This window comes from Saccharopolyspora gloriosae (assembly GCF_022828475.1).
Classification (GTDB): Bacteria; Actinomycetota; Actinomycetes; order Mycobacteriales; family Pseudonocardiaceae; genus Saccharopolyspora_C; species Saccharopolyspora_C gloriosae_A.
Genome location: NZ_CP059557.1, coordinates 801,168 through 826,012, shown reverse-complemented (window position 1 = coordinate 826,012; position 24,845 = coordinate 801,168). Strand labels below are relative to the sequence as shown.

The following is a 24,845-nucleotide window of genomic DNA, read 5'->3' as shown; positions in this document are numbered from 1 at the left end:
GCATAGACCTTCGGTGGCGTCATGAAAGACATAACGGACGGCTTGCAGGCACTCATCGCCCGCGACTTCCACTTCGCGCACCCTCGTGACTCGAACGGCACCCTGATCGCCGTCGTCGGCATCCGAGTGCACCACGGCGTGATCGACATCGTGCAGCTCTACGGCGAGGACGACGCCGACGCGGCCCGCATCCCCGGCGACGAACCGGACGTGCTGTTCCCGAAAACCGTCCTGTGGCGGACCACCGGGCAGGCGACCGACGTCATCGAAGCGGCGCTGGCGCTGGAAAACCCGGAGGCGGACCCCCCAGCCCAGACCAAGGGCTGCTGGGTGCCGACGAACGCAGGCCGCTCCGCCTGGCTCGCCGCTTCCGCCTGAGGTCACCGGCGCGGGCCAACGCCGTCCCCCGCCGGCCCCCGGTATCGGCAGGACTTTCGCCGAAGCGCGCAGGCAGACGATCCGCGCGGCTCCTCGGAGATCTCCGGGTCGAGCGCGGGATCGCCGCCACGACGCGGAAACCCCTCCCCGCTGCCGCGATGCAACGCTTCGGCGCGGTGCGACTCGGTGTCGCTCGCGGGCCGTCGCCGGATTCCCCGCCCGGTCGACCGAAGGTCGAGAACGGGGTGCGATCGGACCAACTCCCGTTGAACTCTCAGGACATCGCCGTGGCGAACACTCGCTCGAACCGAGCGAATCCTTCTGAAATCGCTGGTAGCGCGCGCATCGAGCGGGTGGAGCGCGTGCCGGGCACGGGCGGCCCGTGCAGCACACTCGATCATGAGCGCGGCGTCGGTGCCCACACCGTTCGGCCTCGGCCATCCAGCGGATGCGGATCCGCGCACGCCGTCGCCCCGACGGCCCGGCTCCCTCACCGCCGCAACGGCGCGGGCGTTCGTGCTCAGTGCGCGAAAACCTCGGCACGGCCGGGTTTTCGCCGCCCGCCACCGCGCGGAGCAAGATCCGGAAAGGGGCGTTCGAGCAACTTCAGGTCAGCTCGCGCGTCCTACGAACAGCACACACTTGGTACGCCGATGTGGCAGACCTTTCCGGCCGATGGGCTGATCCGCCCGGCACCCGCGATGGGTGAACGTGTCAGACGACCGGCCGCAGCGGCGGCCGGCGTAGCGGCGAGGAGGACGACATGTCCGGAGGAATCCCGGTGAGCGGCGGAGCGGTCGCCTCGCGGGTCACCAAGCGTTTCGGTCGACCAGGCCGAGAGATCACGGCCTTGGACGCGGTGGACCTGCGCATCGTGCCGGGACGGTTCACGACGGTGATCGGGGCGGCGAACTCCGGCAAATCGGTGCTGATGCGCTGTCTGGTGGGGCTGGAGCGGCCGACGTCCGGCACCGTGTCCGTCGAGGGCACCGACCTCGCCTCGCTCAGCGAGGTCGACCTGGCCGAGTTCCGCCGCGAGCGCGTCGGCATGCTCTTCCCGCAGAGCAACCTGCTGCCCGAACTCACGGCGCTGGACAACGTGCTGCTGCCGTTCGACGTCTCCGGCACCCGGCCCGATCCGGCGCTGCTGGAGAGGGTGCTCGACGTTCTCGCGGTGCGGGACCTGCTGGCGCAACGCCCGACTCGGATGTCCCCATCGGAGCGGCACCGGATCGCGTTGGCGCGGATTCTGGTGCAACAGCCCGACATCGTGCTCGCCGACGAGCCGATGAAGTCGCTCGACGCGGTCACCGCCCGGCACCTGTTGCGGCTTTTGCGCCGCTGCTGCACCGAATTCGGCCGGACGGTCGTGTTCTTCACCGCCGATTCGACCTCCGTCGCCTACTCCGATCGCATCGTTTCGCTGAAATCCGGTCGAGTCACAAAAGATCAAGAACGGTCCGTGGAGTGCCCCTGCTGCCCGGAGGGCGAAGTTTCCGAGATCGCGTGAGCGCGGCTCGTCGAACTGATTCGGGCAAGGGATCGGCGCCGATCCCGCGACGACGAGCTCCGGCGCCGCGTACGGCCGGTACGACGGCCCCTCACCGGCGGAAGCGCGGTGAGCTGGCCCGGAGCAATTCGCACTCACCGCCTCGTTCCCAGCTCGGGGTATGACCGACGACACCGTTCGGCAAAAATGCGATCATGGGTGCGCGCGGCACGCCAGGAAGGCACCCGCGTGGGAATCCCCCACCGACCGCCGCGCCGAGGTACCGCCTCCTTCCGCGAGTCCGGCGGCCCGCTCGCTGAATTCCGGTGACGACGACGGTGTGACCGCCCGGCGCAGAACGAGAGCTGTTGATGCCTGAACAGGTTCCCGGACCCGTGCGAGTGCGCGACCTGTCCGTCGAGGCGCACGGCTCGACGGTGCTGATCCTGCACGGAGACGGCGACGAACCCGAACGCCGGGTGTTCCAGGGGATTCCGGTCGCGCCAGGGGACGGACTGGTGCTGGCGTCCTCGATCGCGGTGCGCACGAACTCCTTCCGCAGCGCGCTGCGCCAGGCCTGCCGGATGGCGTTGACGGCGGCGGCGAAACAGCGGGTCGACGCCTCCGCCAAACCCCGCCTCTGGCTGGCCGTGTCCGGGCTGGGCCGCACTGACGGGCGGGGCAAGACCACGGCGCAGAAGCTCGCCCGCGAGTTCACCGCTGAGGTGTACGCACCCGATGGGCCGTTGACCTTCGTCGCGGGCGGATCGATCTTCGCGGGCGTGGATCACCACCGGTGGATGTGCTTCGTCGAGGGCGGCCCCGGCGAGTTCCACAGCGCCCGCTATCCGCAGCCGGAGTGGGAAACGCAATTACCGCGCGGCGAAGTGGCCGACGGCGGCCTGCAGACCCGGCCGGTGCCCGCCGGCTTGGCGGTGAGCGCCGATGACGTGCTCAGCCATTCGGTGGCGGTCTCGGCGTGGCATCCCAGGTTGGTGCTGGGCACGCCGGGCGGTCCGCTGATCGCTCCGCACCAGGTGGCCGCGTTGCTGCGGCGGTTCCCGAAGCCGCTGCTGGATCGCATCCAGCTGGTGCCGGCCGATCCGCGCACCGCCTCCAGCCAGTGGCTGCGCAAGCTTGCCGAACTCGTCGAGCACGACGTCGTGAGCGCGACCGGTCTGGTCCGCCACGACACCCGCACCGAGTTCGTCTACATCGCCGACGAGGCGGGCAATCCGGTGTGGCAGCCGTTCCCTGCGATGCTGCGCTACTCCCCCACCGGCACGACGGCGCCGGTGCTGGCGGGGCCACCGCCGCGCGGTTGGACACCGGGGCCGCTGGTGTACCGGTGGAGCGGAGCTCCGTCGCCGCGGCCGGTTCCGCAGGAGATCGTGGCGAAAGTGGTGCCGTCCGGGCTCACGTTGCTGCCCGCCGCCGATCTCGGCAAGCCCGGCGCGGCGGATCGGCTGGCGTTCGAATCTCACCGGTTCACGGTGTCGCTGGGCTGGCCGTGCGCGCCGGTGCCGGAAGGAACCCAGGTCGCGCTGTACCGGTTGCTGGCCGGGCTGGCGCCGGAGCAGCTGGCCCGGCTGCGCGTGCTGGTGCTCGGGGTGGCCGACGAGCGGATGCGCTCGGAGATCCTGTCCGCCGCCGGCGAGTGGGCGCCGCGGGTGTCGTTCCCGTCGGTGCTGACGGCGCCGCTGGTATCGCCGCAACACGCGCGTGCGCGGGGGTACGGGTCGGAAGCCGAGGCCGAAGCCGCCGCGGCGGAGGCCGCCGGGACGAGCGGCGGTGCCATTCGGCGGGCTTCGGGTGCCGATGCGAAGTCCGGTGCGGCCGGATCCGCTTCGGCGCCGGTCGCCGGCGGGGTGGCCGAGTCCGCTGAGATCTCAGGGGAGCCGACGGCTCCGGAAGGTACCGGGGCGGAGCAGGGCGCGACCGGTTCCGGAGCGGAAACCTCCGCTGCCGGAGCGGGGCAGGCCGTGAACGGATCCGCGCCCGCGGTGCCGCCCGCGCCGAACACCGTGTCGGCCTCCGATCCGGTCTCCTCCGCGACCGTGCGGTTGTCCCGGTCGTTGATCCAGACGGCGGTGGCCTCCGTCGCCGCTGCGGACACCGCGGTGCCGACCCAGGTTCCGGCGACGTCCTCGGCGACGTTCGCCAAGGCGCAGCGCACGCCGGTGGGCGCTTCGCCGGTGAGCGGCGGTGCTTCGGCCGCGAGCGGCACGACGGGTCGCGGCGCGGCGGACGCGGTAGTGGTGGCCGGTGGCGACGCGGCGGCGCCCGGCGCCTCGGTCGAGAAGTCCGCGAACCGGGCCGCGGTCACCGGCGCCACCGCCACGGCGAGCGCGCAGGCCGCCGAGACGACCGGTGCCGCTGCTCCGGCGACGGCGGACAACGGTGCCATCACGAACGGCGTGCCGACGTCCGCCACCACGCCGGGTTCCGCGACGAACCAGGCGCAGGCCGCCCGCCCCCGCGAGGCCCTGCCGAAGCGGGAACCGGGCGCCTCGCCGTTGTCCCGCGAATCCGCGAAGCGCCGCGCGGCTGCCGCGGCTCGGCTGGCAGCCGCGCAGGAACGAGCCCAGCACGCTACGTCCGCCGGCGCCGCTCCCGAGCCGGCGGCGAAGCCCGCCGAACGGGAAGCGGCGCTGAACTCCGACTCCCCGAAGACGGCTGCGGCGCCGGTCGGCGAGACCGAAGTTGCGCCCGAACCCGTTGCGGTGGAACGGAAAACTCCCGAATCGGAGGCCGCCTCCGCCGCGACGGTGGCCACCTCGCCCGCCGGCGACGACGGTTCCGCTCCGGTCGCGCGAGAACAGGGAGATGGCGGCCCGCACTCCGCGACCGCCGCGGAACCTGCCGCCGCTGCGAGCGCCGAGGCCGCCGAGCCGGTCGCGCGGGACACGTCCGGTCGGTCGACGGATTCCGCTGATCCCGGCACGGTCCGGCTTCCGCACCTCGGTGCCGCCGCGAGCACGGTCGCGCCCTCGACTCCGGCCGCCGAGCCGACCACGGCCGTCCCCGCGCGACCGCCGACACCGCCCAAGGCCCCGCCCGTGCCACCGGCTCCGCCGAGGACGTCCTCGGCGATGCCCGTCACCTCGTCCGGACCGGTCGGCGAGTCGCAACCCGCGCCGAACCGCCCCGCGCCACCGGACCCCGTTGAGCAGGCGGCGCCGCCCGCCGCCCCGAAACCGGAAACGGCACCCGTTCCTCCTGACCTGAACGCCACGGCGAACGCGACCGCCCACGCCGACGAGGAAGCGCCGAGCCAGGCCGACGGCGAGCAGCCCGCCGAGAGCGCCGGGCCGGCGTGGATCCGCGCCGAAGCACGGCCCGAGTTCGGGCCGGACCACCAGAGCACCGAGGCGCAGCGGACCGCGTTCGCCCACCTCCTCGGCGACGCGTACGAAGCCGCGCTGCCCTCCGTGAACACGGCCCTCGCCACGTTCCCCGCGCTGCGCGAGGAACAGCTGAAGGAGGCCAAGAGCGACTTCGTCGCCGTGCACGTGTACCTCGGCGACGACGATTTCGGGGCGACCGCGGTGAACGAGGCGCTCCAGCGCGGCGACCGGACCGAGCTCGGCGACTACCAGGCTTGCCTGCTGTCCGGGCTGCGGCGGCTGCCGGTGCACCGGGGTCCGGTGTTCCGGCTGCTCGACGCGGCGGCGCTCGACGCCTACGAGGTGGGCATGCTGCTCACCGAACCGGCGTTCCTCAGCGCCAGCTCCGAACCGCGGATCGCCGCGCCACAGAACTCGAAGCAGCGCACCGAAGTGATCGCCTGGTCGCAGTCCTCGCGGCGGGCCTCGGCGTTCCACCGGAACGGACTGGTCGATGAGGTCGTGTTCCCCGCGGGCAGCCGGTTCCGGGTCCTGGCGGTGGACCGGGCCGTTCCGGCGGAACCGTCGGCGCTGCTGCTCCGGGAACTCCGCGCCGACGAGGAACCCGGATGCGGCGAGCTCACCGAGACCGACCGGGCGTTGCTGCCCCGCCTGCGCCGCGCGCTGGATCGGCGACGGCGTGCCGAGTCGCTGGAACTCGACGGCGACGCGTTCAACCGCCTCACCGCGCCCGTCGGACTCGTGCCGAACGGCTGAGCGGCCGTTCAGCCCGCCACGGCCCGAGCGAGGTTCTCGGCGACGTCGATGAGGTGCTTGCGCACTTCATCAGGGGCTTCCACGGTGAACGGCACGGCCGCGGCGGTCATCGCGAGCACGTCGAACGTGATGTCCTCCAGCGAGTCCGCGGTGAGCCGCACCGCACAGCTGTCGTCGTCCAACGCCTGGATCCCGCCGAGCGGGCCGCACAGCACCGCGTGCACGCTCTCCGCCGAGGCCCCCACGGTGGCATCAACGGTGTAGCGGTGAGGCGCGGCGGTGAGCGACTCGGTGACGTAGGCGGCGGGGTTCGGCGCGGGAAGCTCGCGGGGTGGGAAACCGCGGCCGGTGGAGGCGGGCTCGGTGAGCCCGTCCAGCCGGAACAGGCGCCAGTCCGCCCCGTTCAGGTCGTAGCCGATGAGGTACCAGCGGTGGTGACCGGTGAGCAGGTGGTGCGGTTCCACGCTGTGCTCGGTGGTCTCCGCGTCGTACGCGCGGTAGGAAATGGTGACGATCTCGCGGTCGCGGCAGGCGGCGGCGAGCACCGCCAGCACCATCGGATCCACCTGCGGTCTCCCGCCGCGCAGCGCGGTGGCGCTCGTGGCACCGACCGCGCTGACCCGGTGGTGCAGCCGCGTCGGCAGGACCTGTTCGAGTTTCGCCAGCGCCCGCGCGGAACTCTGCTCGATCCCGGTGACGGTGCCGCCCGCAGCGGTGAGCGCGGCGGCGACGGCCACTGCTTCCTCGTCGTCGAACAGCAACGGGGGCAGTGCGGTTCCGGATGCGAGCCGGTAGCCGCCGGCGACTCCCGTGGTGCCCTCGACGGGGTAGCCGAGTTCGCGGAGCCGCCCGACGTCCCGGCGCACGGTGCGGCCGGTGACGCCGAGCAGGCCGGCCAATTCCGTCCCCTGCCATGCACGCTTGCTCTGCAGCAATGACAGCAGCCTCAACATCCGGGCGGGTAGATCCGTGCTCATACCGCCACGGTTGCACAATCCCCCGCCGGAACAGCCCGGTCCGGCCGAGGCCGTCCCGATAGTTCCGGATCGTGGCCCGAAGTTCTCCGCGGACACCGCCCGGCGCCGCCACGGCGCACCCAGGCGAAGCCGGGGCACCGGCCGGCTGCCCGCGCCCGGCCCGTCGCCCCGGTCGGCCTGGTGCCCGGCGACCACGCGTCACCGCCACCTCTGTCGGACGACCGGCCGGGGCTCGGTGGTTTCACCCGGTGGGCGCCGGCGTTCCTGCTTCCTCCAGCATCGCGGTCTGCAGCAGGCGGACCTGGCGGCGACGGTTGATGAACTGGGCGCGGCCCGGCGGCAAGGTCTTCGGCCGGACGTCGCCGAGGAACCTGCCTTCGTCCTTCGGGCAGGACAACAAGGCCACCGGTGTTCCGAGGTCCCACATTCGCCGGATCGTCTGGTCCATCATCGCCCTGCTCGCGCCGGAGGTGCTGCGGGCGATGATGAGGTGCAGCCCGATGTCGGCGGCCTGCGGCAGCAACGAGTTCAGCGCTTGCATCGGGTTGCTGCCCGATCCGGCCATCAGCTCGTGGTCGTCGACGATGATGTACAACTCACCGCCTTGCCACCAGTCCCGCTTCGGCAGCCGTTCCGGTGTGATCTCCGGCCCGGGCAGCCGCTTGGTGAGCAGCTGGGCGGCTTCGTTCACGGTCTGCCCGAAGTTGTCACCGGCAACCGAGTAGCCGAGGTGGTATTCCTTCGGAACCGAGTTGTACAGCTCGCGACGCAGGTCGGCGAACATGATGCGCGCCTTGTCCGGGGTGTAGTGCTGGACGACGCTCCGCGCGATGTGGCGCAGCATGTTGGTCTTGCCCGTCTCGGTGTCCCCGAAAATGATCAAGTGCGGTGCGACGTCGAAGTCGTGCCACAGCGGGGCGAGCTCCACATCGTCCAGGCCGAGCGGGATCTGCGCGACCCCGAGCGGTCCGGTCTTCGGCGCAGGCAGGTCGGCCGCGGCGACCTCGGTGGGCAGCAACCGGACCGGCGGTGCCTTCGGGGCACCGGGAACGGTCATCGCGTCAACGACGTCCTGCACCGCTTCGGCCAGGTCGTCGGTGTCCGGGTTGCCGTCGATGCGCGGCAACGCAGCCGAGAAGTTCTCCTTCTCGGTGGTGAGCCCGCGACCGGGGAGGTTCGGCACCTTCGCGGCCAGGCGGGAGTTCACTTCGGAGTCGATCGGATCACCGAGCCGCAGCTCCAGCCTGGTGCCGAGCACGCCCCGCATCCAGGTCCGGATCTCGGACCAGCGCGGCGAAGCGATGATCAGGTGCACGCCGTAGGTGAGCCCGCGGGTGGCGATGTCCTTGAAGAGCTCTTCGATGTCCTCGAATTCCTGGCGCAAGGTCGACCACCCGTCGACGACGAGGAACACGTCGCCGTAAGGGTCTTCGGTGAACTTGCCGTTGCGCCGTTCCTTGCGGTAGGCGGCCATCGAGTCCAAACCGTTGTTCTGGAAGAACAGTTCGCGCCGGGTCAGCAGGTTCAGCACTTCCCGCACGGTGCGGCTGACCCGGTCGCGGTCCAGCCGACCGGCGACGCTGCCGACGTGCGGCAGGCCGAGCAGCCCGGCCAGCGTGCCGCCGCCGAAGTCCAGGCAGTAGAACTGCACCTCGCGCGCGCTGTGGCTCAACGCGAGCGCGGTGATGATGGTGCGGATCAGCGTGCTCTTGCCGCTCTGCGGGCCACCGGCGATGCCGATGTTGCCCGCGGAACCGCTGAGGTCGACCCGGAGCAGTTCGCGGCGCTGCTGGGCGGGCAGGTCGATCAGACCGATCGCCACGCGCAGCCCTTCCAGGGATTTGCGCTCGGCGACGCGGATTCCCGTGTTCGGCTCGTCCAGCAGCGGCGGCAGCAGCTCGTCCAAGGTCGGCGCTTCGCGCAGCGGCGGCAGCCACACCTGGTGCGCGGCAGGGCCGACCCCTTGCAGCCGGTCGATCAGAACGTCCACAACGGACAGCTGGGACTCGTTCTCCTCGTTCTCCTCAACGGGTGCCTCGGTGCGGCGCACCCTGGGCTCGATGTAGTCGGCGCCGAAGGAAACGAGCTGTTCCTCGATCACCTCCCGGCTGCGCTGCCTGCGCGGCGACCGGTACGGACCCGAGACGTAGGCGCCCTTGAACCGGGTGATGGTCTGGGTGTCCGACTTCAGGTAGCCGTTGCCTGGCGTGGAGGGCAACTCGTAGGCATCCGGCACACCGATGACCGCGCGGGAGTCCATGGCGGAGAACGTGCGCAGCCCGATCCGGTAGGACAGGTGCGTTTCGACCTTGCTGATGCGCCCCTCGTCCAGCCGCTGCGAAGCCAGCAGCAAGTGGACGCCGAGGCTTCGGCCGAGGCGGCCGATCATCGCGAACACGTCGATGAATTCGGGCTTGCTGACCAGCATTTCGCTGAACTCGTCGACGACCACGAACAGCGCGGGCAGCGGGTCCAGCGGGACACCGGAGCGGCGTGCCTTCTCGTAGTCCCGTCGCGAGCTGTAGTTGCCCGCGGCGCGCAGCAGTTCCTGACGCCGGTTCATCTCGCCGGTCAACGCGTCCTTCATGCGGTCGACCAGTTCGAGCTCGTCGACGAGGTTGGTGATGACCGCCGAGGTGTGCGGCAGCTTCTCGAACCCGAGGAATGCCGCGCCACCCTTGAAGTCCACCAGCACCAGGTTCAGGTCTTCCGACGTGTGCGTCGTGACCAACCCGAGCACCAGCGTGCGCAGCAGTTCGCTCTTGCCGGAACCGGTCGCGCCGACCAGCATGCCGTGCGGCCCCATGCCGTCTTCGGCGGATTCCTTGATGTCCAGCTCGATCGGCGTGCCGTTGCCTGCGATGCCGATCGGCACCCGCAGTCGCTGCCAGGCCGACCGGCCGCGCCGCAGCCGGTCCACGTCGAACGTCCGGGCATCCGAAATGCCCACCAGCGTGGCCAGTTCGTAGTCGGTCGCCAGCGGTTCGCTGGTGTCGTTGGAGGTACCGACCCGGTTCGGGGAGATCGACCGGGCCAGCGCGGAGGCCGCCGCGTAGCTCATCGCGTCCGGCTTGCACAGCGGCTTGGTGCTCTCCCGCCCGGCCCGGTCGAAGCTGACGGTGCGGATCTCCTCGGAGTCCAGTTCCAGGTGCAGCACCGAGCGGTCGGCCACCCACTTCAGCGCGCCGTTCAGGTCGATCACCACCGCGTTGCGGTAGCCACTACCGGCGAACCGGTGCCCGGCGGGGATCGTCACCCCGTCCACCACGATCACGACGAACGATTCGCTGGCGGTGATCGGAGTCGACGGTTCGAAACGGGGGCGTTCGGTGAAAACCTCCCCGCCGAGCATCGACTCCAGCTCGGTGACGTTGTCGGAGATCATGCGCAGCGGCCCCGCGCCGTCCCGGCGATCGTCGTCCTGCGCGTGCGGCAGCCACTTCACCCAGTCCCAGTCGCTGCGGTGCTCGTCGGCCGTGCACACGGCGATGACCACGTCGCTGGGCGAGTGGAACGAGGCGAGCTGCGAGAGCATCGCGCGCACCAGGCCGAGTTCGGCCGCCCGCTCGCCGCGCAGCTGGACCCGTGCGAAGCCCCGCAGGTAGACCGCGATCGGCGCCGCGGGCAGCGTCGCGTACGCGCGCAGGAAGCGGCGCAGCGCGTGCGAGGACAGCGGTTCGAGGTCCTCAACGGGTTTCGTCTGTGGCGCGACCAGTTTCACCACGGCCTGCTGCTTGCCGACCCCGATGCGGATTTCGCCGAAGTCCTCGTGCGCGGCTCGGCGCTCCCACATCCGATAGCTCAGCACCAGCGACCACAGCGAACCCGGCGCGGGGTGCACCCACGTGGAGGCCCGGTACTGGGATCCGATGGTCGTGCGCACCTGGCGCCGGGTCTGCGCCAGGTAGCGCATGTAGTCCCGGCGGTCGCCGGTGAGCTGGTGCTTGCGGTCGTTCTGCGCCCGGAACAGCTGGCTGACCACCATGGTGATCATCGCCACGCCCATCATCCCGCCACCGATGTAGCGCATCGGGCCGCCCGAGCCGCCCGATTGCATCATCATCATCATCATGGCCCCGGCCATGAGCGCCATGGGCAGGTACATCAGCACCATGCTCAGGCTGCTGCTCTGCGGCTGCGGCAGCGATGGCGGTTCCTGCAGCTCCACCTGGTCAGTTGGCATCGCAGGTCCGGCGCGACGGGCCGGCCTGCGGAAGAGCGTTGTGCTCATGACTCCCTCTGGTGCGGGTTTCCCCTCCGATTTCCGGCCCGGCAACGCTAGTCACCGCACGCGCGCTCGCGTGGGGACTAAGTTCTCGGGCTGTCACGGTCTCGGCCAGCCAGCCAGGAAGGACACCGGACACCTAGTGGAAGACGCCACCAAGAATGTCACAAATCAGCTGTGCAGGCTACGGCTGGTAGTAGGTAGCCGATCGGTGGAGCTCGCGCTTCCCACCGACGTCGCACTGGTCGACCTGTTGCCCGCGATCTTGCACCAGGCGGGCGGGGAGCTCGCCGACGAAGGGGTCGAGCACGAAGGCTGGGTGTTGCAGCGCCTCGGGAAACCAGCGTTCGACGAGAACCGGACCGCCGACGAGCTCGGGCTGCTGGACGGCGAGACCGTCCACTTACGACCGCGCGCCTCGGCGCTGCCGGAGATCGATTTCGACGACCTGGTCGACGGCGTCGCGGACCAAGCGAACATGCGCCGGGACAACTGGACCGACCGGTTCAGCCGGTGGATGCTGCTGGCCTTCGGCGGACTGACCTTGATGCTGGGACTGGGCACCTTGATGCTGCCCGGCCCGGCGCTGGCCAGAACGCTCTTCCCTGCGGTGGTGATGACGGCGCTGCTGCTGGCGGCGACGATCTGCTCGCGCAGCCGCGGGGACGGCATCACCGCCACCGTGCTCGCCGGACTGGCCGTGCCGTACGCGGCGGTGTGCGGCTGGATGCTGCCGGTCTCCATCGACGCCGACACCGGTGTCGGCGCGAGCCTCGCGTGCGCGCTGGTCTTCGTCGTCGTCGCGCTGGCGCTGGGAATGCTGGGCACGGCGGAATCGGCGCTGCTGTTCGTCGGCGGCCTGTTCGCCGCGGTGGTCAGCGCGGTGACCGCGGTGATCGGCGCGGCCTCGCAGGGCGAGCCGTACCAGGCGGCCGCCATCGGTGTCGTGCTGTGCGTGGTGATCCTCGGTTTCGTGCCGACCACGTCGTTCCGGCTGGCTGGGCTCAGCCTGCCCGCGCTGCCCACCGGCGCGGACGACTTCGGTGAGGACACCGACCCGTTCCCGCACCACGTGGTGGTGGAACGCTCGGCGGTGGCGAACAGCTACATGACAACGCTGTACCTGTCACTGTGCACAGTGCTGCTGGTGTTGATCACGTTCGTGCTCGCGCATCCCGCGCTGTGGACGATGATCTTCACCACGGTGCTGGGGGTGGTGCTGCTGCTGCGTTCGCGGCACATCAGCGGTGCGGTGCAGCGCTGGGCGCACCTCGTCCCCGCCGGCTACGCGCTGAGCGGTTGCTTGCTGCTGCTCGCGGCAGGCGTCGATCCGTTCAACCGCATGCTGTTCATCACGGGCGGTGCGCTGCTGGCCGGGACGTTGCTCGTCGTCAGCAGCAAACTGCTGCCGGGCAAGAAGCTGCGCCCGTACTGGGGCCGCGCGGTGGACATCTTCGAAACGCTCACTGCGGTGTCGTTGCTGCCGCTGCTGCTGGCCGTGCTCGACACCTACATGCTGGTCCGCGGCCTGGCCGGGTGACCCCACGATCCTGTTGGAGTTGAACCAATGCAGTCCCGGCGCGACCAGGTCCAAGCGTATTTCTTCGTGGTCGGCAGGCTGATCTCGGCACTGATGCAGGGCCGGCCGGACGAGCCGACCACACCGACCCGCCGATTCGTGATGGGCACGGTGATCGGCACGCTGATCGGCTGCCTCGTGGTCGCGGGATTCGGCGTGTACGGGTTGATCAAACCGGGCGGGAACACCACCTGGCAGCAGGCCGGCGCGATCATCGTGGAGAAGGAGACCGGCGCTCGCTACCTCTACATGGACGGCAAACTGCGCCCTGTGCTGAACTATTCGTCGGCCTTGCTGGCGGCGAAGAGTTCCAGCGGCGCCCAGGTGAAACTGGTCTCCCAGAACTCGCTCAAAGGCGCCCCGCGTGCGACCCCCATCGGCATTCCCGACGCACCGGATTCGTTGCCGGACGCGGAGAGCATCAGCAGCGCGCCGTGGGTCGTGTGCGCCAGCACCGAGACCGCCCCTGACGGTTCCGAGACGCCCATGACGGATCTGCAGGTCCGCACCCCCATCGGCAAACCGCTCGCCGACGACAAAGGCGTGCTGGTCTCCACACCGGACGGTGCCGTGCATTTGGTGTGGCAGGGCAAGAAACTCCGGATGCCCGGCGCGGGGACCATGAACGCGCTGGCCTACGGCAACGAACGTCCGTTCCCGGTGACGGCGGAATGGATCAACACCTTGCCCAGCGGACCCGACCTGGTCGCCCCCAAGATTCCGGGCTCAGGCCAGCCGGCGGGACTGACGGTGAACGGCGAGCAGGCCCTGATCGGGCAGGTCTTCGAAGTGCGGAACCAGGTGCTCCAGGACAACGGGTTGTACGTGCTGCGCGAAGACGGTTTCATGCCGCTCAACTACACGCTGGCGGCCCTGTTGCTGAACGACCCGGACAACGCCGCGGCGTACGCGGGGCGGACACCGGAGTTGATCCCGGCCGGAATGGACTTGCTCAACAGCAAGCCGCTGTCCCCGGAACCCACGCCGGCCGGGTTCCCCATCACTCCCCCGAACATCCAGCCGGTCAGCGAAGGCAGTAGCACTCGCCCGTGCGCGGTTTTCCAGGCGAGCCGCGGAAATACCGTGAAGTCCGAGATCGGGCTGGTGCCGAGGGAAGAGGCCACCGGTTCCGGGCAGGCCCCCGCCGACGGCTCCGGCGCTCCCGTCGCCGACCGGATCACCGTGGCGCCGAACTCCGGCGTGCTCGCGCGCGATCTGCCCGCGCCCGGGGTTGGCGTGGGGACGTTGTACCTGGTGTCGAACGTCGGCGTGAAGTACCCGTTGCCGTCCCCGGATGTAGCCGGTGTGCTCGGATATTCGGCGTCTTCAGCGGTCTCGGTGCCGAGCGCGCTGTTGAGCCTGCTGCCGACCGGCCCATCGCTGGACCCGGCGCAGGCCCTCTCCGAACAACCCGTGAGCGCCGAGGTCCCGGCGGCCACGGCTCCAAACTGAGGGATCCCCCTTGACGGAAGGGGGCAGCGCCCTTCCGGCAGGTCAGTCGATCCGCACGATGATGGGATTGACACGAACGAGGCGACCGCTCAGGTCGCTTACAACGTGCGTTTCGCAACGAAACGCGAGACTGAAAGGTGGCGGCGATGAGCGGCGACACACTGCTTACCAAGTCCGAAGTAGACCGACTGGTCAACGGACACGAGACCACCCTCAACGACATCACGACGGAAAAGGGTCGAATCGCCGAGACCGTGGCCGCCACGGCCGGCGCGAACAAGGGCGCCATCTTCGACGCGCTCGTCAAGGCCCACGAAGTCTGGGACACGAACCTGCGAGAGATCCAGAAGCAGTTCGAGGCGATGACGAAGCAGGTGAAGAACACCTCCCAGAGCTTCGGCACCACCGATGAGGAGGGCGCCTCGGCCATCACCAAGGCAGGCAACTTCTCCCCGGGCGAAATGAGCCACCTCAGCTGACCAGGTACGCCCCGGAAAGCATCCACCTCAGATCCGAAGGAGCGCCATGAACGACGAAGTCCTTTATAGCAAGACGGCAATCGAGAGCTGCCTCAGCGAGATGGAAGCCTCCAGCAAGAAGCTGAAGGACCAGATCGAGACGCTGATGCAGGACACGAAGAGCTCCCAGGGGTTCTTCAACACCCCGGAGGCATCCGAGGCCTACAACAAGAAGTCCGGCGACGTCAGCAAGGACCTCACCGACCTGGACGGCATCCTGCAGATGCTCCGTCGGGAGATCTCCGACGGCCAGGTCAACATGAACGAGATGGACAAGAAGATGGCCCAGCAGTTCATGGAGTGACTTGTCCATGCGCCGCACGGCCAACGTCGGCAAGGTGGGGGCGTGAGCAAGAGCACGGCCCCCACTTTGCGCGTTGGCACCGTTCCACGACCTCTTAAAATCCGATGACAGTCCGTGAAAGGTGACCAACATGTCAAACGACGACACTCAGGCGGCACAGGACGACATCATCACCGCCGCAACGGAAATCGGGCAGACCGCCGAGGACATTCAGGTCGACGTGCTCAAGGACATCACGGTCGACCCGGGTGTCTTCCAGGCCGGGATCTGGTTGAAACAACTCGTGCTGAGCCGCCGCGCCACGGTGGAGGCACACGCCAGGGAACTGCAAATGGCGATGCACGAGATCGACGAGAAGCTCAAGGTCGCCGCTCGCCAGATCGTCGGTGTCGACCAGGACAACGCCGAGAACGTCCAGAAGGCGAAGGACACCCTCAACGACTTGCGGAGTTCCATCGGCACCAGGGCCCCGAACCTGCTCGAAGATGACCCGGCACCCACCGCGTGACGGGTTTCCCCTGGAACCAGGCGAAAAGAACATAACCGGTCGTCGCTGAGCTGAGAGTCCACGGACAGCTCGGCCGACCCCTCACGACGACCGGCGACCGCTACCGCAGCCCGTTCCTCAGCATTCCACAACCGACACCCGCTATGAGTTCCCCACCCGCCGGTCCCGTACCGCGTTCTGAACAGGCTCCCGCGAAGGGCTCCACATCGCGATCCGCAAGGGGACTCCACGCACTGCGCTTTGGAGAACCACATGTCTGGCATGGACCTCCCCGACAAGGACACGGACCAGGAGAACCTCAACGTCCCCGATATCGGAAAAGACACTGAGGAAGATTCCGAGGGGCACGAGCTCTCGATTGGGAACACCGACGAGTTCAACTACACCGACATCGAGTCGGAGGACTCCGCGCGGGGCCTCTGGGGAGGCGACACCGACCGTCCAGACGAGGGCTCGGTCGAGGGCACCCAAGGCGACCTCGACGATGTCAACGAGAAGACCGGCGGCGCTGACAGCGGGATCGGGGTCGAGGGTGTCGACGCCCCGGATGATCCGTGGAGCGACGACAATGTCATCGCCACCAACGACACCCCGGAAGCTCCCGATCAGGACTACCAACAGTTCTCGATGGAGCAGTGCGTCTCGGCGGTAAGCAAGGCCGACGGGTACACCCTGATGGAAGCCGGCTACGCCTTCCGCAAGTTGAAGACGAATCTGCGCGACGAGATCAATACCGCGTTCTCCGATTCCGTCAACAAACTGGACAACGAGAAGTTCAGCGGGGAAACCGCCACCGCCTTCCGCGACCATGCCAAGAAGGTGCTGACGACTTCGCAAGAAGCGGTCGACGAGATCACCGAAGACGGCTACATCAACGGTTTGATCGAATCCGGGGACATGCTCGTCCGAGCCAGCGAGGCGGTCCTGGGCCTCGCTCAGTCCTACGTCGAGTTCCAGAACCTGCACGCCGCTTTCGCGAAGCTCACCAACGTCAAGGGCGCCGATGCCGCCGCTAAAGCGGCCTTGGAAGGCGCCAACAACATGCTCGAGCTCGCGCGAGAGATCATCGCCGACCTCGGTGCGCAGTACGTCACCACGGGCAACGCCATGGGCTCGGTCGGCAACGCGGCACCACCGCCCGCGAGCGACAAGAGCGGCGGTGCGAGCGGCGGCAAGGGCGGCGACGACAAGAGCGGCGACGACAAAGGCGGCGACGACAAGAGCGGCGACGACAAAGGCGGCGACGACAAGGCCGGGGACGACAAGAGCGGCGACGACAAAGAGGGCGAATCCGGCGAGAAGCGGGAGTGGAGCGAGGAGGAGATCAATCAGATCGTCGACGAGAAGGTCGGCGAGAAGATGGACGAGATCCAGACCGAATCCACTGGTGGTGGCACCGGCGGCGGCACCGGTGGCGACACCGGTGGAGGCACTGGCGGAGGCACCGGTGGAGGCACTGGTGGCGGCACCGGTGGTGGCACTGGTGGAGGCACTGGTGGCGGCACCGGCGGTGGCACTGGTGGAGGCACTGGTGGCGGCACCGGCGGTGGCACCGGCGGTGGCACTGGTGGCGGCACTGATGAGGGCACGGGCGGCGACTCCGGCGAGCAGACCGGAATCGACACCGGCGCGGTCAACGGCGCTATCGAGGACGCGGGCGCGGCCGGCGATGAAGCGCTCGCCAATATGGGCGGTGACTCCGGTGGCACCGGCGGCGACACCGGTTCCGGCGGCGACACCGGTGGAGGCGCCGGTGGCGGTATAGGCGGCGGTCTCGGCGGCGGCACTGGCGGCGGCACTGGTGGCGGCACCGGCGGCGGCACCGGCGGCGGCACCGGCGGCAAGAAGGGCGGCGGCAACGAACAGACCGGTATCGACACCGGCGCGGTGAACGGCGCGATCAACGACGCGAGCAAAGCCGGTGAGGAAGCCCTCAACGGCCTCGGCGGTGGTTCCGGCTCCGGCGGTGGTTCCGACTCCGGCGGTGGTTCCGGCTCCGGCGGCGGCTCCGACTCCGGTGGTGGTTCCGGCTCCGGCGGCGGCTCCGGCTCCGGCGGCGGCTCCGACTCCGGCGGTGGTTCCGGCTCCGGCGGCGGGGAAATCCAGACCAGCGGCGGTGACGACGCGGGCACCGATGATTCCGGTGGCGGGGCCGAGGAGCCCAGCCTGGACAGCGGCGCGGTCAACGAGGCGTTGGAGAAAGCGGGCAGCGCGGCCGAGGAAGCAGGCAACGAAGCTCTCAACGGGCTCGGCGGTGACAAGGGCTCCGGCGGCAGCAGTGGTTCCGGTGGCGGGGCCGAGGAGCCCAGCCTGGACAGCGGCGCGGTCAACGAGGCGTTGGAGAAAGCGGGCAGCGCGGCCGAGGAAGCAGGCAACGAAGCTCTCGACGGGCTCGGCGGTGACAAGGGCTCCGGCGACGATTCCGGATCGGATAGCGGCTCGGGCAGCAAGGACGACAAGCTCGGCGGCGACGACTCGAACTCCGACTCCGAAAACGGGGAAACGCCCACCAACCCGGACGGGTCGCCGATCGAGGTGTCGGGCGACCAGGCTCGATCGATCGTCGACGGCATGACCGAAAAGGCTCGCGAAGCCGGTGAACAGGCGCTCGAAGAAGCCGTGGGACCGGACGCGGCCGGATCCGAAGAGGCCCAGAAGCTGATCGACGACGTCGTCGGCCAGGCGCAAGAGACCGGCCAGAACGCGTTGGGAGAGTTCACCTCGGACGGCGGCCCGCTGAGCTACGACGAGATGAGCGACATCGTCGACCAGGTCAGCGACACCACCCAGACCGCGGGCGACCAGGCGATGGCCGAGCTCAACGGCGATGCGCAGAAGTCGTCGCTGACCGACGACCTCAGCTCGTTCCTCGCACCGCCGGAGAACCCGCTGGGGGGCCTCGGCGGCGGTGCGGCGGACCTGCCCGGTCTCGGCACCGGTGGCGGTGGCGGTGGCGGTGGGATCGACCTCGGCGGCGGGGGCGGCGAAGTTCCGGCGGCGGAGGTCAGCGGCGGGGTGGACCCGAACCTCGTGAACAGTGGCCCGACCGCGCAGACCAACGCCGCACTCGACCCGACCACGCCGGGAAACCAGCCCAACGTGGGCGCACCTGTGCAGGGCGGCTCCTCCCCCCTGCAGGGCGGTGCGGGCGGTGGCGCAGGCTCACCGATGATGCCCCCGATGGGCGGCGGTATGGGGGGCGCCGGCGCTGGGGCTGGGCAACAGGGCCAGAGCCGGGAGTCCAGCACCTGGCTGGTGGACGACGGCGACAACTGGCGGGAGGACGCCGAAGGTTCGGTCCAGCGCGTTCTCGGCCGGGACGCGTAGGCGATCATGAATGACCACTGCTCGCGCGACGAAGAGGGCGACCCCGAATGAACCCCACTGCATCTGGCGGCAGCGCACAGCCGGGCTACCCGCCGCCACCTGACTTGACCCCGTCGCCGTCTTCGGGGCAGAACGTCCCCGGTGGCGCGAACGTCGCCTCGCCGGGGGCGGGCACCCCCGGCGCTCCGCCCCCGGTACCGGACATGGAACAGACCGCAGCCGCACTCGCCACCGGCGTTCCGGAGTCGTTCTACAAGGCGGCGCACGGATTCGACGGCATGGCCGAAACGTTCGTGAACGCCTCGGAACGTCTCCGAGCGCAGACCAGCCACCTCGAGCAGGTGTGGCAGGGCCCGGCGGCGCGGGGCTTCACCGACGCGATGCGGGAGGTCAACCGCACCGTCGACAAGCTGGTCGAGACGTTGAACGCCCCGAATTACGCGGCGATGCTCAACCAGCTCGGGGACGCGCTGGCGGATGCGCAACGCCAAGTCGGGCAGGTGAAGGACCAGCGGCAGCAGGGAATGGACGAGTTCGCCGCCTCCCCTGCCGCGGCGGATCCGGCCGCGCAGGCCGCGATGCAGCAGCAGGACATCACTCACAATGAGCAGACGGCGCAGGTGATGCAGCAGCTCAGCAACACCTACTTCAACATCGGCAAGCGGTTCGGACAGTTCCCGGAGAAGTCCGTCCGGGGCACGACGGTCGCCGCGGACCCGGCGGCCTCGCAATCCGGCGGTGGCAACGACTTCGGTTCCGGCGGGAACTACGTGGGCTCCAGCGGCTCCGGAGGCTCCGGCGGTGCGTCGCTCGTCCTCGCTCCACGCACGAACGCGGTCTCGTCCTACTCGTCCGATCAAGGTGTGCTGGGACGACCGGCTTCGACGTACGGAACTACCGCCGACTCCGCCGAGGTCTACAGCCCGGAAGTGAACGAGCAAGGCGTGGTGGTACCGCAGAGCGGTACGGGCGAGTCGACCGTGGTCTCCAGCGCGGGGTCCGCGTCCTCGGCGATTCCGTACGGACTCGGCACCAGCGGAGCCCTCCGGCCCTCCGGGAACAGCACTTCGACGAGGTCGGGCAATTCGTCCAGCGGCCACGGCGGCTCTTCGGCGAAGTCCGGTCAGGACGGTTCGGGCCAGGAGCACTCCGGTTCGGCGGAGTCCGGCCAGTGGTCGGCGCGGGCGGGCGAAGGTGGTCAGCCGTCCACCGAGTCCACGTTCACCGCTCCCGCGTCGCCGGAGCTGAGCGCGGACCAGGTCGAGCAGCGGTTCCTGACGGCCACCGAAGGTCCGCCACCTCCTGAAGGGGTGGAGGCCGACCTGGTGCCGAACACTCCGCAGCGCCCGGAAACCGATGGCGCACCGTTGCCGGAAGCCGAGACCGGCAGCCCCACCAGCGGCGCTTCCGCCGGTTCGGGCGGTGCGACTCCTTCCGCGTCGGTTCCTCCGGTCTCGACACCTTCGGTTTCGACACCTTCGGTTTCGACGCCTTCGGTCCCGACACCGTCGGCGACGCCCGACATTCCCACCGGGCCTCCCGGAAGCGTGGCGGGCAGCGGCGCGACGGTGCCCACCTCGGCTTCCGCCACCGCGCCCCCCGCTTCCGCACCGGTGACACCGGGCACGACGTCGCCCGCGGCCGGCGGGGCCGGCGGCAACGGGATGCCGATGATGCCGATGGGCGGCGCGGGCGCGGGGATGGCGGGACAGCTCGGCCGAGAGCGCTTCTCCACCACCTTGCAGCAGGAAGACGAGGAGACCTGGGACTCCAGCGCCGACATCACCGGCGGAGTCCTGGGCCGTTGACAACCGATCGAAGAACGGAGCAGCTCATGGCGACCGGCTTTCCGGACCTCAACCGCGCGATCGAGGCATTCGAGGAAAAACAGCGGAACCTTGAAGAGTTCGGGAAGAAGCTGGACGAGACGAGCACCTCGGTCGATTCGCAGAAGCGGATCTTGACGGTGACCATGGACGGGCACGGCGAGATCGCGGACCTGAAGTTCAACAACACCGCGTACCGGACGATGCCGCCCACCGAGCTGGCCGCGGTGCTGTTGGAGACCATCCGCAAGGCGCGCGACAAGAGCCTGAGCCACATGCAGGAGATCATGGGCGAGGACCTGTTGCCGGGCTTGGACATCGAGGAGGTCAACGCCGGCAGGCAGAGCGTCGGCGGGGTGCTCGGTAAGCTCGCCGAACCGACGCTGGACCGGGTTCGGGACGTCGACGCCGTGCTGCACAACCGTCCGCGGAACCTGAACCGCACGGCCGAAACCGTCGAGGACAACGACGGCTGGGAGCGGTGATGGAATCCGCTTGCGGTGATCCGCGGAGAGCGGGAGCCGGTCGCGCGGCGCGCTACCGTGGATCACCGGCAGGCGGAGCGCTCGGCGCTCCCGGCCGCGGCTCCCGCGAACGCGGTCGTACGCCTCCCAGCACGTGGACAGAGAGGTCCCAGGACGCCCCTGATCGCCTCCTGGGACGTGTGTGACGAACGGAGATGGTCATGACATCCGGATTCTCCAAGGACGGGCTGCCCGACCTCGGCTCCGCGATCCAAGCTTTCGAGGAAGAGCAGGCCAAGCTCACCGAATTCCAGCGGAAGCTCGCCGAGACGACCACGGTGGTGGAGTCCCGCAACCACATGGTCACCGTGACCTTGGACGGCAACGGCGAGCTCTCGGAGCTGAAGTTCAACACGACCGCCTACCGTTCGATGGCCCCGGCCCAGCTCTCGGCCGCGATCACCGAAGTCCTGCAGCAGGCCCGGCAGGAGAGTCTGGAGACCATGCAGAAGCTGATGGGTCGCTCGCCGGTGCCCGGCTACGAGCTCAGTGATCTCACCTCTGGTCAGGCCGACCTCGCCGAGGTGCTCGGCAAGATCATGGAACCGTCGCTGAACCTGGTTTCGGAGCTCGAGGGCAATGCCGACCACGAAGCCGACGGCAAAACCCCGGAGTCCCCGCAGACGGCCCGGCACGACGACGAAGACGACGGCTGGGAACGTCCCTGACGTCCTGTTCCGAAAGGGTTGATCATGGCTGACGAGCTCTACCTCAACGCCCCCGAAGCCGAGCGCGTGGCGAAGGAACTGGCCAACAAGGCGGGAACCTTCGGCGAGGCGGTCGAAGCGCTCAAGAGCGCGCTGGAACGAGACTACGGCTGCTGGAGCGACGACAAGATCGGCAAGGGGTTCGAGGAGAACTACCTGGAGAACGCCGAAGGCACGAGGGACGCGCTGGGCACATTGGCCGAGACCGTGCAGAGCCTCGGCAAGGACGCCATCCCCGGAGCCATCAAGAACGTTCAGGAGCTCGACGAGCAGTACGGCGAGAACATCCAGGTCTACGCCGACGCGCTCGAAGAGTTCACACCCCGTTCGAGCTGACCTTTCGCCCCGCCGTTCCTTGAGTAGAGGACCACGTCATGCCCACTGAGCTTCCTGCCGGCCTTCAGAAGGCATTGGAAATCGTCGGTGGGCAGCCGTGGCCCGAGGGCGAAGAAGCCGGTTTGAACCGGATGAGCGACGCTTGGTCAACGATCGCTGATGCCGTCGAAGGTTTGGACGACGCTCTCCGACAGTCCATGGACGGGCTGGGCGAAAGCATGCGCAGCGAGTTCTCCTCTGCGTACGCGGACTACACGCGGGACACCGTGCTGCCGATGGTGACCCAGTTGCGGGACAACGCCAGGAGCCACGGCGATTTGGCCCGCAACACCGCAGCGGACATCCAGTACTCCAGAATCATGATCATCGTCCAGCTGGTCATGCTGGCCGCCACGCTCGCGATGTCCTGGATTCCGGGGATCGGGCAGGCGCTCGTGACCGCGGCGGCGGCTACGGCGCGCGGGGTGATCGGGCGGATCATCTCCCAGGTGCTGATGAACATCGCGGCGGGCGCGGTGATCGGTACAGCCATCGAGGTGGGCCTGGACGCGGTGATCCAGGGCATGCAGATGCTCACCGGTCAGCGCACCGAGTGGAACAAGGACTTCACCAAGGGCGCCGCGATCAGCGGCGCGGTCAGCGGCGCCGCGGGCGGCGCGATCGGCGGCGTCATCAAGGGCGGCGGTTCGTTCCTCGCCGGCGGGATCATCAAGGACGGCGCGGACATCGTCGGCGACAAGGCCGGCAAGGAGATCGGCGACGGCGTCGGCAAGGGAGCGGGCAAGAACGCCGACGACATCGCCACGGTCGCGGGCAAGAGGGGCCCGGAGGGCGCTTCCAAGGGCAGCGCCAAGGACGTGGATGACATCGCCGCCCCGGACGTGTCGAACACGACCAAGGCGTTCGCCGAATTCGGCCAGAAGTCGCAGAAGTTCATGGACACCCGCACGGCGGGGGCCGTTCAATCCACCACGCACGCCGCCGGGCAGGGGCTCGCCGAATTCACCGGAGACGTGGCCGGGCAGCAGCTCGGCGGCGATCCGAAGGGCCGCGACCAGGGCGAAGAAGAGGAAGGACCCAACCCGTACGCCTTCACCTCCGGAATGCTCGGCGGGTTCGAAGGTCGTCGCAGCAGCGGCAGCGGCGGCCGCAACGCTGGTGGCGCCTCCTACGGCGAGTCGGGGTCGAAGGTCAACCCGAACGGCCTCAAGAATTTCGGCGACTTCACGAACAGCATCAAGGACTTCTTCAAGCCCAACACCGAATCGATGGGTGACATCGGGGACACCGGCGGCTCCGGCGACGGCGGGAAGTCCGGTTCCGACGCGCCGCCGTCGTACTCCGAAACCGGCGGTGACAGCAGCACCTCGCAGGATGCGCCGCCGACCTACAGCGAGTCCGACAAGTCGACCGGTGGGGATTCGACGGACTCCGGCACGGACGACAAGTCCGCAACGGAGAAGGGACCGTCGGACCACGAGGGCGGCGATTCGTCCAGCGGCGAGAACCAGCACAACAGCGGCGACAGCCAGCACAACAGCGGCGACAGCCAGCACAACAGCGGCGACAGCCAGCACAACGACGGCGACAGCCAGCACAACGACGGCGACAGCCAGCACAACGACGGCGACAGCCAGCACAACGACGGCGACAGCCAGCACAACGACGGCGACAGCCAGCACAACGACGGCGACAGCCAGCACAACGACGGCGACAGCCAGCACAACGACGGCGACAGCCAGCACAACGACGGCGACAGCCAGCACAACAGCGGCGACAGCCAGCACAACAGCGGCGACAGCCAGCACAACAGCGGCGACAGCCAGCACAACAGCGGCGACAGCCAGCACAACAGCGGCGACAGCCAGCACAACAGCGGCGACAGCCAGCACAACAGCGGCGACAGCCAGCACAACAGCGGCGACAGCCAGCACAACAGCGGCGACAGCCAGCACAACAGCGGCGACAGCCAGCACAACAGCGGCGACAGCCAGCACAACAGCGGCGACAGCCAGCACAACAGCGGCGACAGCCAGCACAACAGCGGCGACAGCCAGCACAACAGCGGCGACAGCCAGCACAACAGCGGCGACAGCCAGCACAACAGCGGCGACAGCCAGCACAACAGCGGCGACAGCCAGCACAACTCGGGGCAACACGACTCCGGCCCGTCGCGTGAATCCACGGACTCCGGCCCGGACACCGAGCTCGCCGCCGCACCGCCGCACGCCGATGCAACGCCTCCGCCCACTCAGGACTCCGGAGACGTCGTGGACTCGGCGCCACCGCCGCAGTCCGACGTGACGCCGATCCTGAACGTCGACCGGGACACCGACGCGAGCACGACGCCACCCGACACAGGTACCCAGCACACCGATGCCGGTGGTACGCAGAACGTGGATCGCTCCGTCGACAACGAGGTCGGCTCGGAACACACCACAACGCCGACCCAGCCGACGGTCGACGCGAACACCGACAGCCACACCGGTCAGCCGACGGTCGACGCGAACACCGACAGCCACACCGGTCAGCCGACGGTCGACGCGAACACCGACAACCGCACCGGTCAGCCGACGGTCGACGCGAACACCG

At 69.1% G+C, this 24,845-nt stretch carries 15 protein-coding genes and 1 pseudogene; 14 read left to right on the top strand and 2 right to left on the bottom strand.

All coding sequences use genetic code 11. The features are described from left to right. Nucleotides 1-21: 21 nt before the first annotated feature. The 3 genes from H2Q94_RS03495 to H2Q94_RS03485 all read left to right on the top strand — a co-directional run bounded on the left by H2Q94_RS03495 (nucleotide 22) and on the right by H2Q94_RS03485 (nucleotide 5,970). The gene (locus H2Q94_RS03495) at nucleotides 22-378 is read left to right on the top strand and encodes a hypothetical protein (protein WP_243791954.1); all 357 of its coding nucleotides are present in this window, start codon (nucleotides 22-24) and stop codon (nucleotides 376-378) included. A gap of 763 nt (nucleotides 379-1,141) precedes the next feature. After that, entirely contained in the window at nucleotides 1,142-1,888 is a 747-nt protein-coding gene (locus H2Q94_RS03490; RefSeq protein ID WP_243791951.1) for an ATP-binding cassette domain-containing protein, read from the top strand. A gap of 350 nt (nucleotides 1,889-2,238) precedes the next feature. Further along, nucleotides 2,239-5,970: a hypothetical protein gene (locus H2Q94_RS03485; RefSeq protein ID WP_243791949.1), complete on the top strand. Its 3,732-nt coding sequence runs from the start codon at nucleotides 2,239-2,241 to the stop codon at nucleotides 5,968-5,970. Between the two features lie 8 nt (nucleotides 5,971-5,978). On the opposite strand, the gene H2Q94_RS03480 is transcribed toward H2Q94_RS03485, so the two are convergent. Together H2Q94_RS03480 and eccCa are read right to left on the bottom strand one after the other, a co-directional pair. Further along, nucleotides 5,979-6,947 (bottom strand): helix-turn-helix transcriptional regulator, encoded by a 969-nt coding sequence (locus H2Q94_RS03480; protein WP_243791947.1) that lies wholly within the window; start codon nucleotides 6,945-6,947, stop codon nucleotides 5,979-5,981. 241 nt (nucleotides 6,948-7,188) lie between these two features. Next, complete coding sequence (gene eccCa, locus H2Q94_RS03475; RefSeq protein ID WP_243791944.1) at nucleotides 7,189-11,130, bottom strand: type VII secretion protein EccCa; 3,942 nt, start codon at nucleotides 11,128-11,130, stop codon at nucleotides 7,189-7,191. Here eccCa and eccD point away from each other — a divergent pair. The 11 genes and pseudogenes from eccD to H2Q94_RS31110 all read left to right on the top strand — a co-directional run. Then, on the top strand, nucleotides 11,018-12,712 hold the full coding sequence (eccD, locus tag H2Q94_RS03470; RefSeq protein WP_309501126.1) for a type VII secretion integral membrane protein EccD: 1,695 nt from the start codon (nucleotides 11,018-11,020) through the stop codon (nucleotides 12,710-12,712). The two genes, eccCa and eccD, sit on opposite strands and share 113 nt — an antisense overlap. 27 nt (nucleotides 12,713-12,739) lie before the next feature. Further along, entirely contained in the window at nucleotides 12,740-14,203 is a 1,464-nt protein-coding gene (gene eccB, locus H2Q94_RS03465; RefSeq protein ID WP_243791940.1) for a type VII secretion protein EccB, read from the top strand. Between the two features lie 146 nt (nucleotides 14,204-14,349). Next, nucleotides 14,350-14,682 (top strand): hypothetical protein, encoded by a 333-nt coding sequence (locus tag H2Q94_RS03460; protein WP_243791938.1) that lies wholly within the window; start codon nucleotides 14,350-14,352, stop codon nucleotides 14,680-14,682. 100 nt (nucleotides 14,683-14,782) lie between these two features. Then, the gene (locus H2Q94_RS03455) at nucleotides 14,783-15,025 is read left to right on the top strand and encodes a hypothetical protein (protein ID WP_243791935.1); all 243 of its coding nucleotides are present in this window, start codon (nucleotides 14,783-14,785) and stop codon (nucleotides 15,023-15,025) included. 130 nt (nucleotides 15,026-15,155) lie between these two features. Next, nucleotides 15,156-15,533, top strand: a complete 378-nt coding sequence (locus H2Q94_RS03450) for a hypothetical protein (protein ID WP_243791933.1) — start codon at nucleotides 15,156-15,158, stop codon at nucleotides 15,531-15,533. 252 nt (nucleotides 15,534-15,785) lie between these two features. Beyond that, a complete protein-coding gene (locus tag H2Q94_RS03445) occupies nucleotides 15,786-18,860 on the top strand; it encodes a hypothetical protein (RefSeq protein WP_243791930.1) in 3,075 nt (1,024 codons plus the stop codon). 47 nt (nucleotides 18,861-18,907) lie between these two features. Then, nucleotides 18,908-20,668 (top strand): WXG100 family type VII secretion target, encoded by a 1,761-nt coding sequence (locus tag H2Q94_RS03440; RefSeq protein WP_243791928.1) that lies wholly within the window; start codon nucleotides 18,908-18,910, stop codon nucleotides 20,666-20,668. A 26-nt stretch (nucleotides 20,669-20,694) separates the two neighbouring features. Then, entirely contained in the window at nucleotides 20,695-21,171 is a 477-nt protein-coding gene (locus H2Q94_RS03435) for a YbaB/EbfC family nucleoid-associated protein (protein ID WP_243791925.1), read from the top strand. Between the two features lie 200 nt (nucleotides 21,172-21,371). Beyond that, nucleotides 21,372-21,878 carry a YbaB/EbfC family nucleoid-associated protein gene (locus H2Q94_RS03430; RefSeq protein WP_243791922.1) on the top strand — a complete coding sequence of 169 codons (507 nt, stop codon included), beginning with the start codon at nucleotides 21,372-21,374 and terminating at the stop codon, nucleotides 21,876-21,878. Between the two features lie 24 nt (nucleotides 21,879-21,902). Then, nucleotides 21,903-22,253: a hypothetical protein gene (locus H2Q94_RS03425; RefSeq protein ID WP_243791919.1), complete on the top strand. Its 351-nt coding sequence runs from the start codon at nucleotides 21,903-21,905 to the stop codon at nucleotides 22,251-22,253. A gap of 38 nt (nucleotides 22,254-22,291) precedes the next feature. Further along, nucleotides 22,292-22,672, top strand: a pseudogene (locus tag H2Q94_RS31110) (WXG100-like domain-containing protein); the annotation flags it as partial. Nucleotides 22,673-24,845 lie beyond the last annotated feature (2,173 nt).

Bases quoted from the DNA above. Each gene is read 5' to 3' on its own strand.
- H2Q94_RS03480 (WP_243791947.1), bottom strand. From the start codon at position 6,947: ATGAGCACGGATCTACCCGCCCGGATGTTGAGGCTGCTGTCATTGCTG.
- eccCa (WP_243791944.1), bottom strand. From the start codon at position 11,130: ATGCCAACTGACCAGGTGGAGCTGCAGGAACCGCCATCGCTGCCGCAG.
- H2Q94_RS03435 (WP_243791925.1), top strand. From the start codon at position 20,695: ATGGCGACCGGCTTTCCGGACCTCAACCGCGCGATCGAGGCATTCGAG.
- H2Q94_RS03450 (WP_243791933.1), top strand. From the start codon at position 15,156: ATGTCAAACGACGACACTCAGGCGGCACAGGACGACATCATCACCGCC.
- H2Q94_RS03445 (WP_243791930.1), top strand. From the start codon at position 15,786: ATGTCTGGCATGGACCTCCCCGACAAGGACACGGACCAGGAGAACCTC.
- eccD (WP_309501126.1), top strand. From the start codon at position 11,018: ATGGCCCCGGCCATGAGCGCCATGGGCAGGTACATCAGCACCATGCTC.
- H2Q94_RS03430 (WP_243791922.1), top strand. From the start codon at position 21,372: ATGACATCCGGATTCTCCAAGGACGGGCTGCCCGACCTCGGCTCCGCG.
- H2Q94_RS03440 (WP_243791928.1), top strand. From the start codon at position 18,908: ATGAACCCCACTGCATCTGGCGGCAGCGCACAGCCGGGCTACCCGCCG.
- H2Q94_RS03490 (WP_243791951.1), top strand. From the start codon at position 1,142: ATGTCCGGAGGAATCCCGGTGAGCGGCGGAGCGGTCGCCTCGCGGGTC.
- H2Q94_RS03460 (WP_243791938.1), top strand. From the start codon at position 14,350: ATGAGCGGCGACACACTGCTTACCAAGTCCGAAGTAGACCGACTGGTC.
- H2Q94_RS03425 (WP_243791919.1), top strand. From the start codon at position 21,903: ATGGCTGACGAGCTCTACCTCAACGCCCCCGAAGCCGAGCGCGTGGCG.
- H2Q94_RS03485 (WP_243791949.1), top strand. From the start codon at position 2,239: ATGCCTGAACAGGTTCCCGGACCCGTGCGAGTGCGCGACCTGTCCGTC.
- H2Q94_RS03495 (WP_243791954.1), top strand. From the start codon at position 22: ATGAAAGACATAACGGACGGCTTGCAGGCACTCATCGCCCGCGACTTC.
- H2Q94_RS03455 (WP_243791935.1), top strand. From the start codon at position 14,783: ATGGAAGCCTCCAGCAAGAAGCTGAAGGACCAGATCGAGACGCTGATG.
- eccB (WP_243791940.1), top strand. From the start codon at position 12,740: ATGCAGTCCCGGCGCGACCAGGTCCAAGCGTATTTCTTCGTGGTCGGC.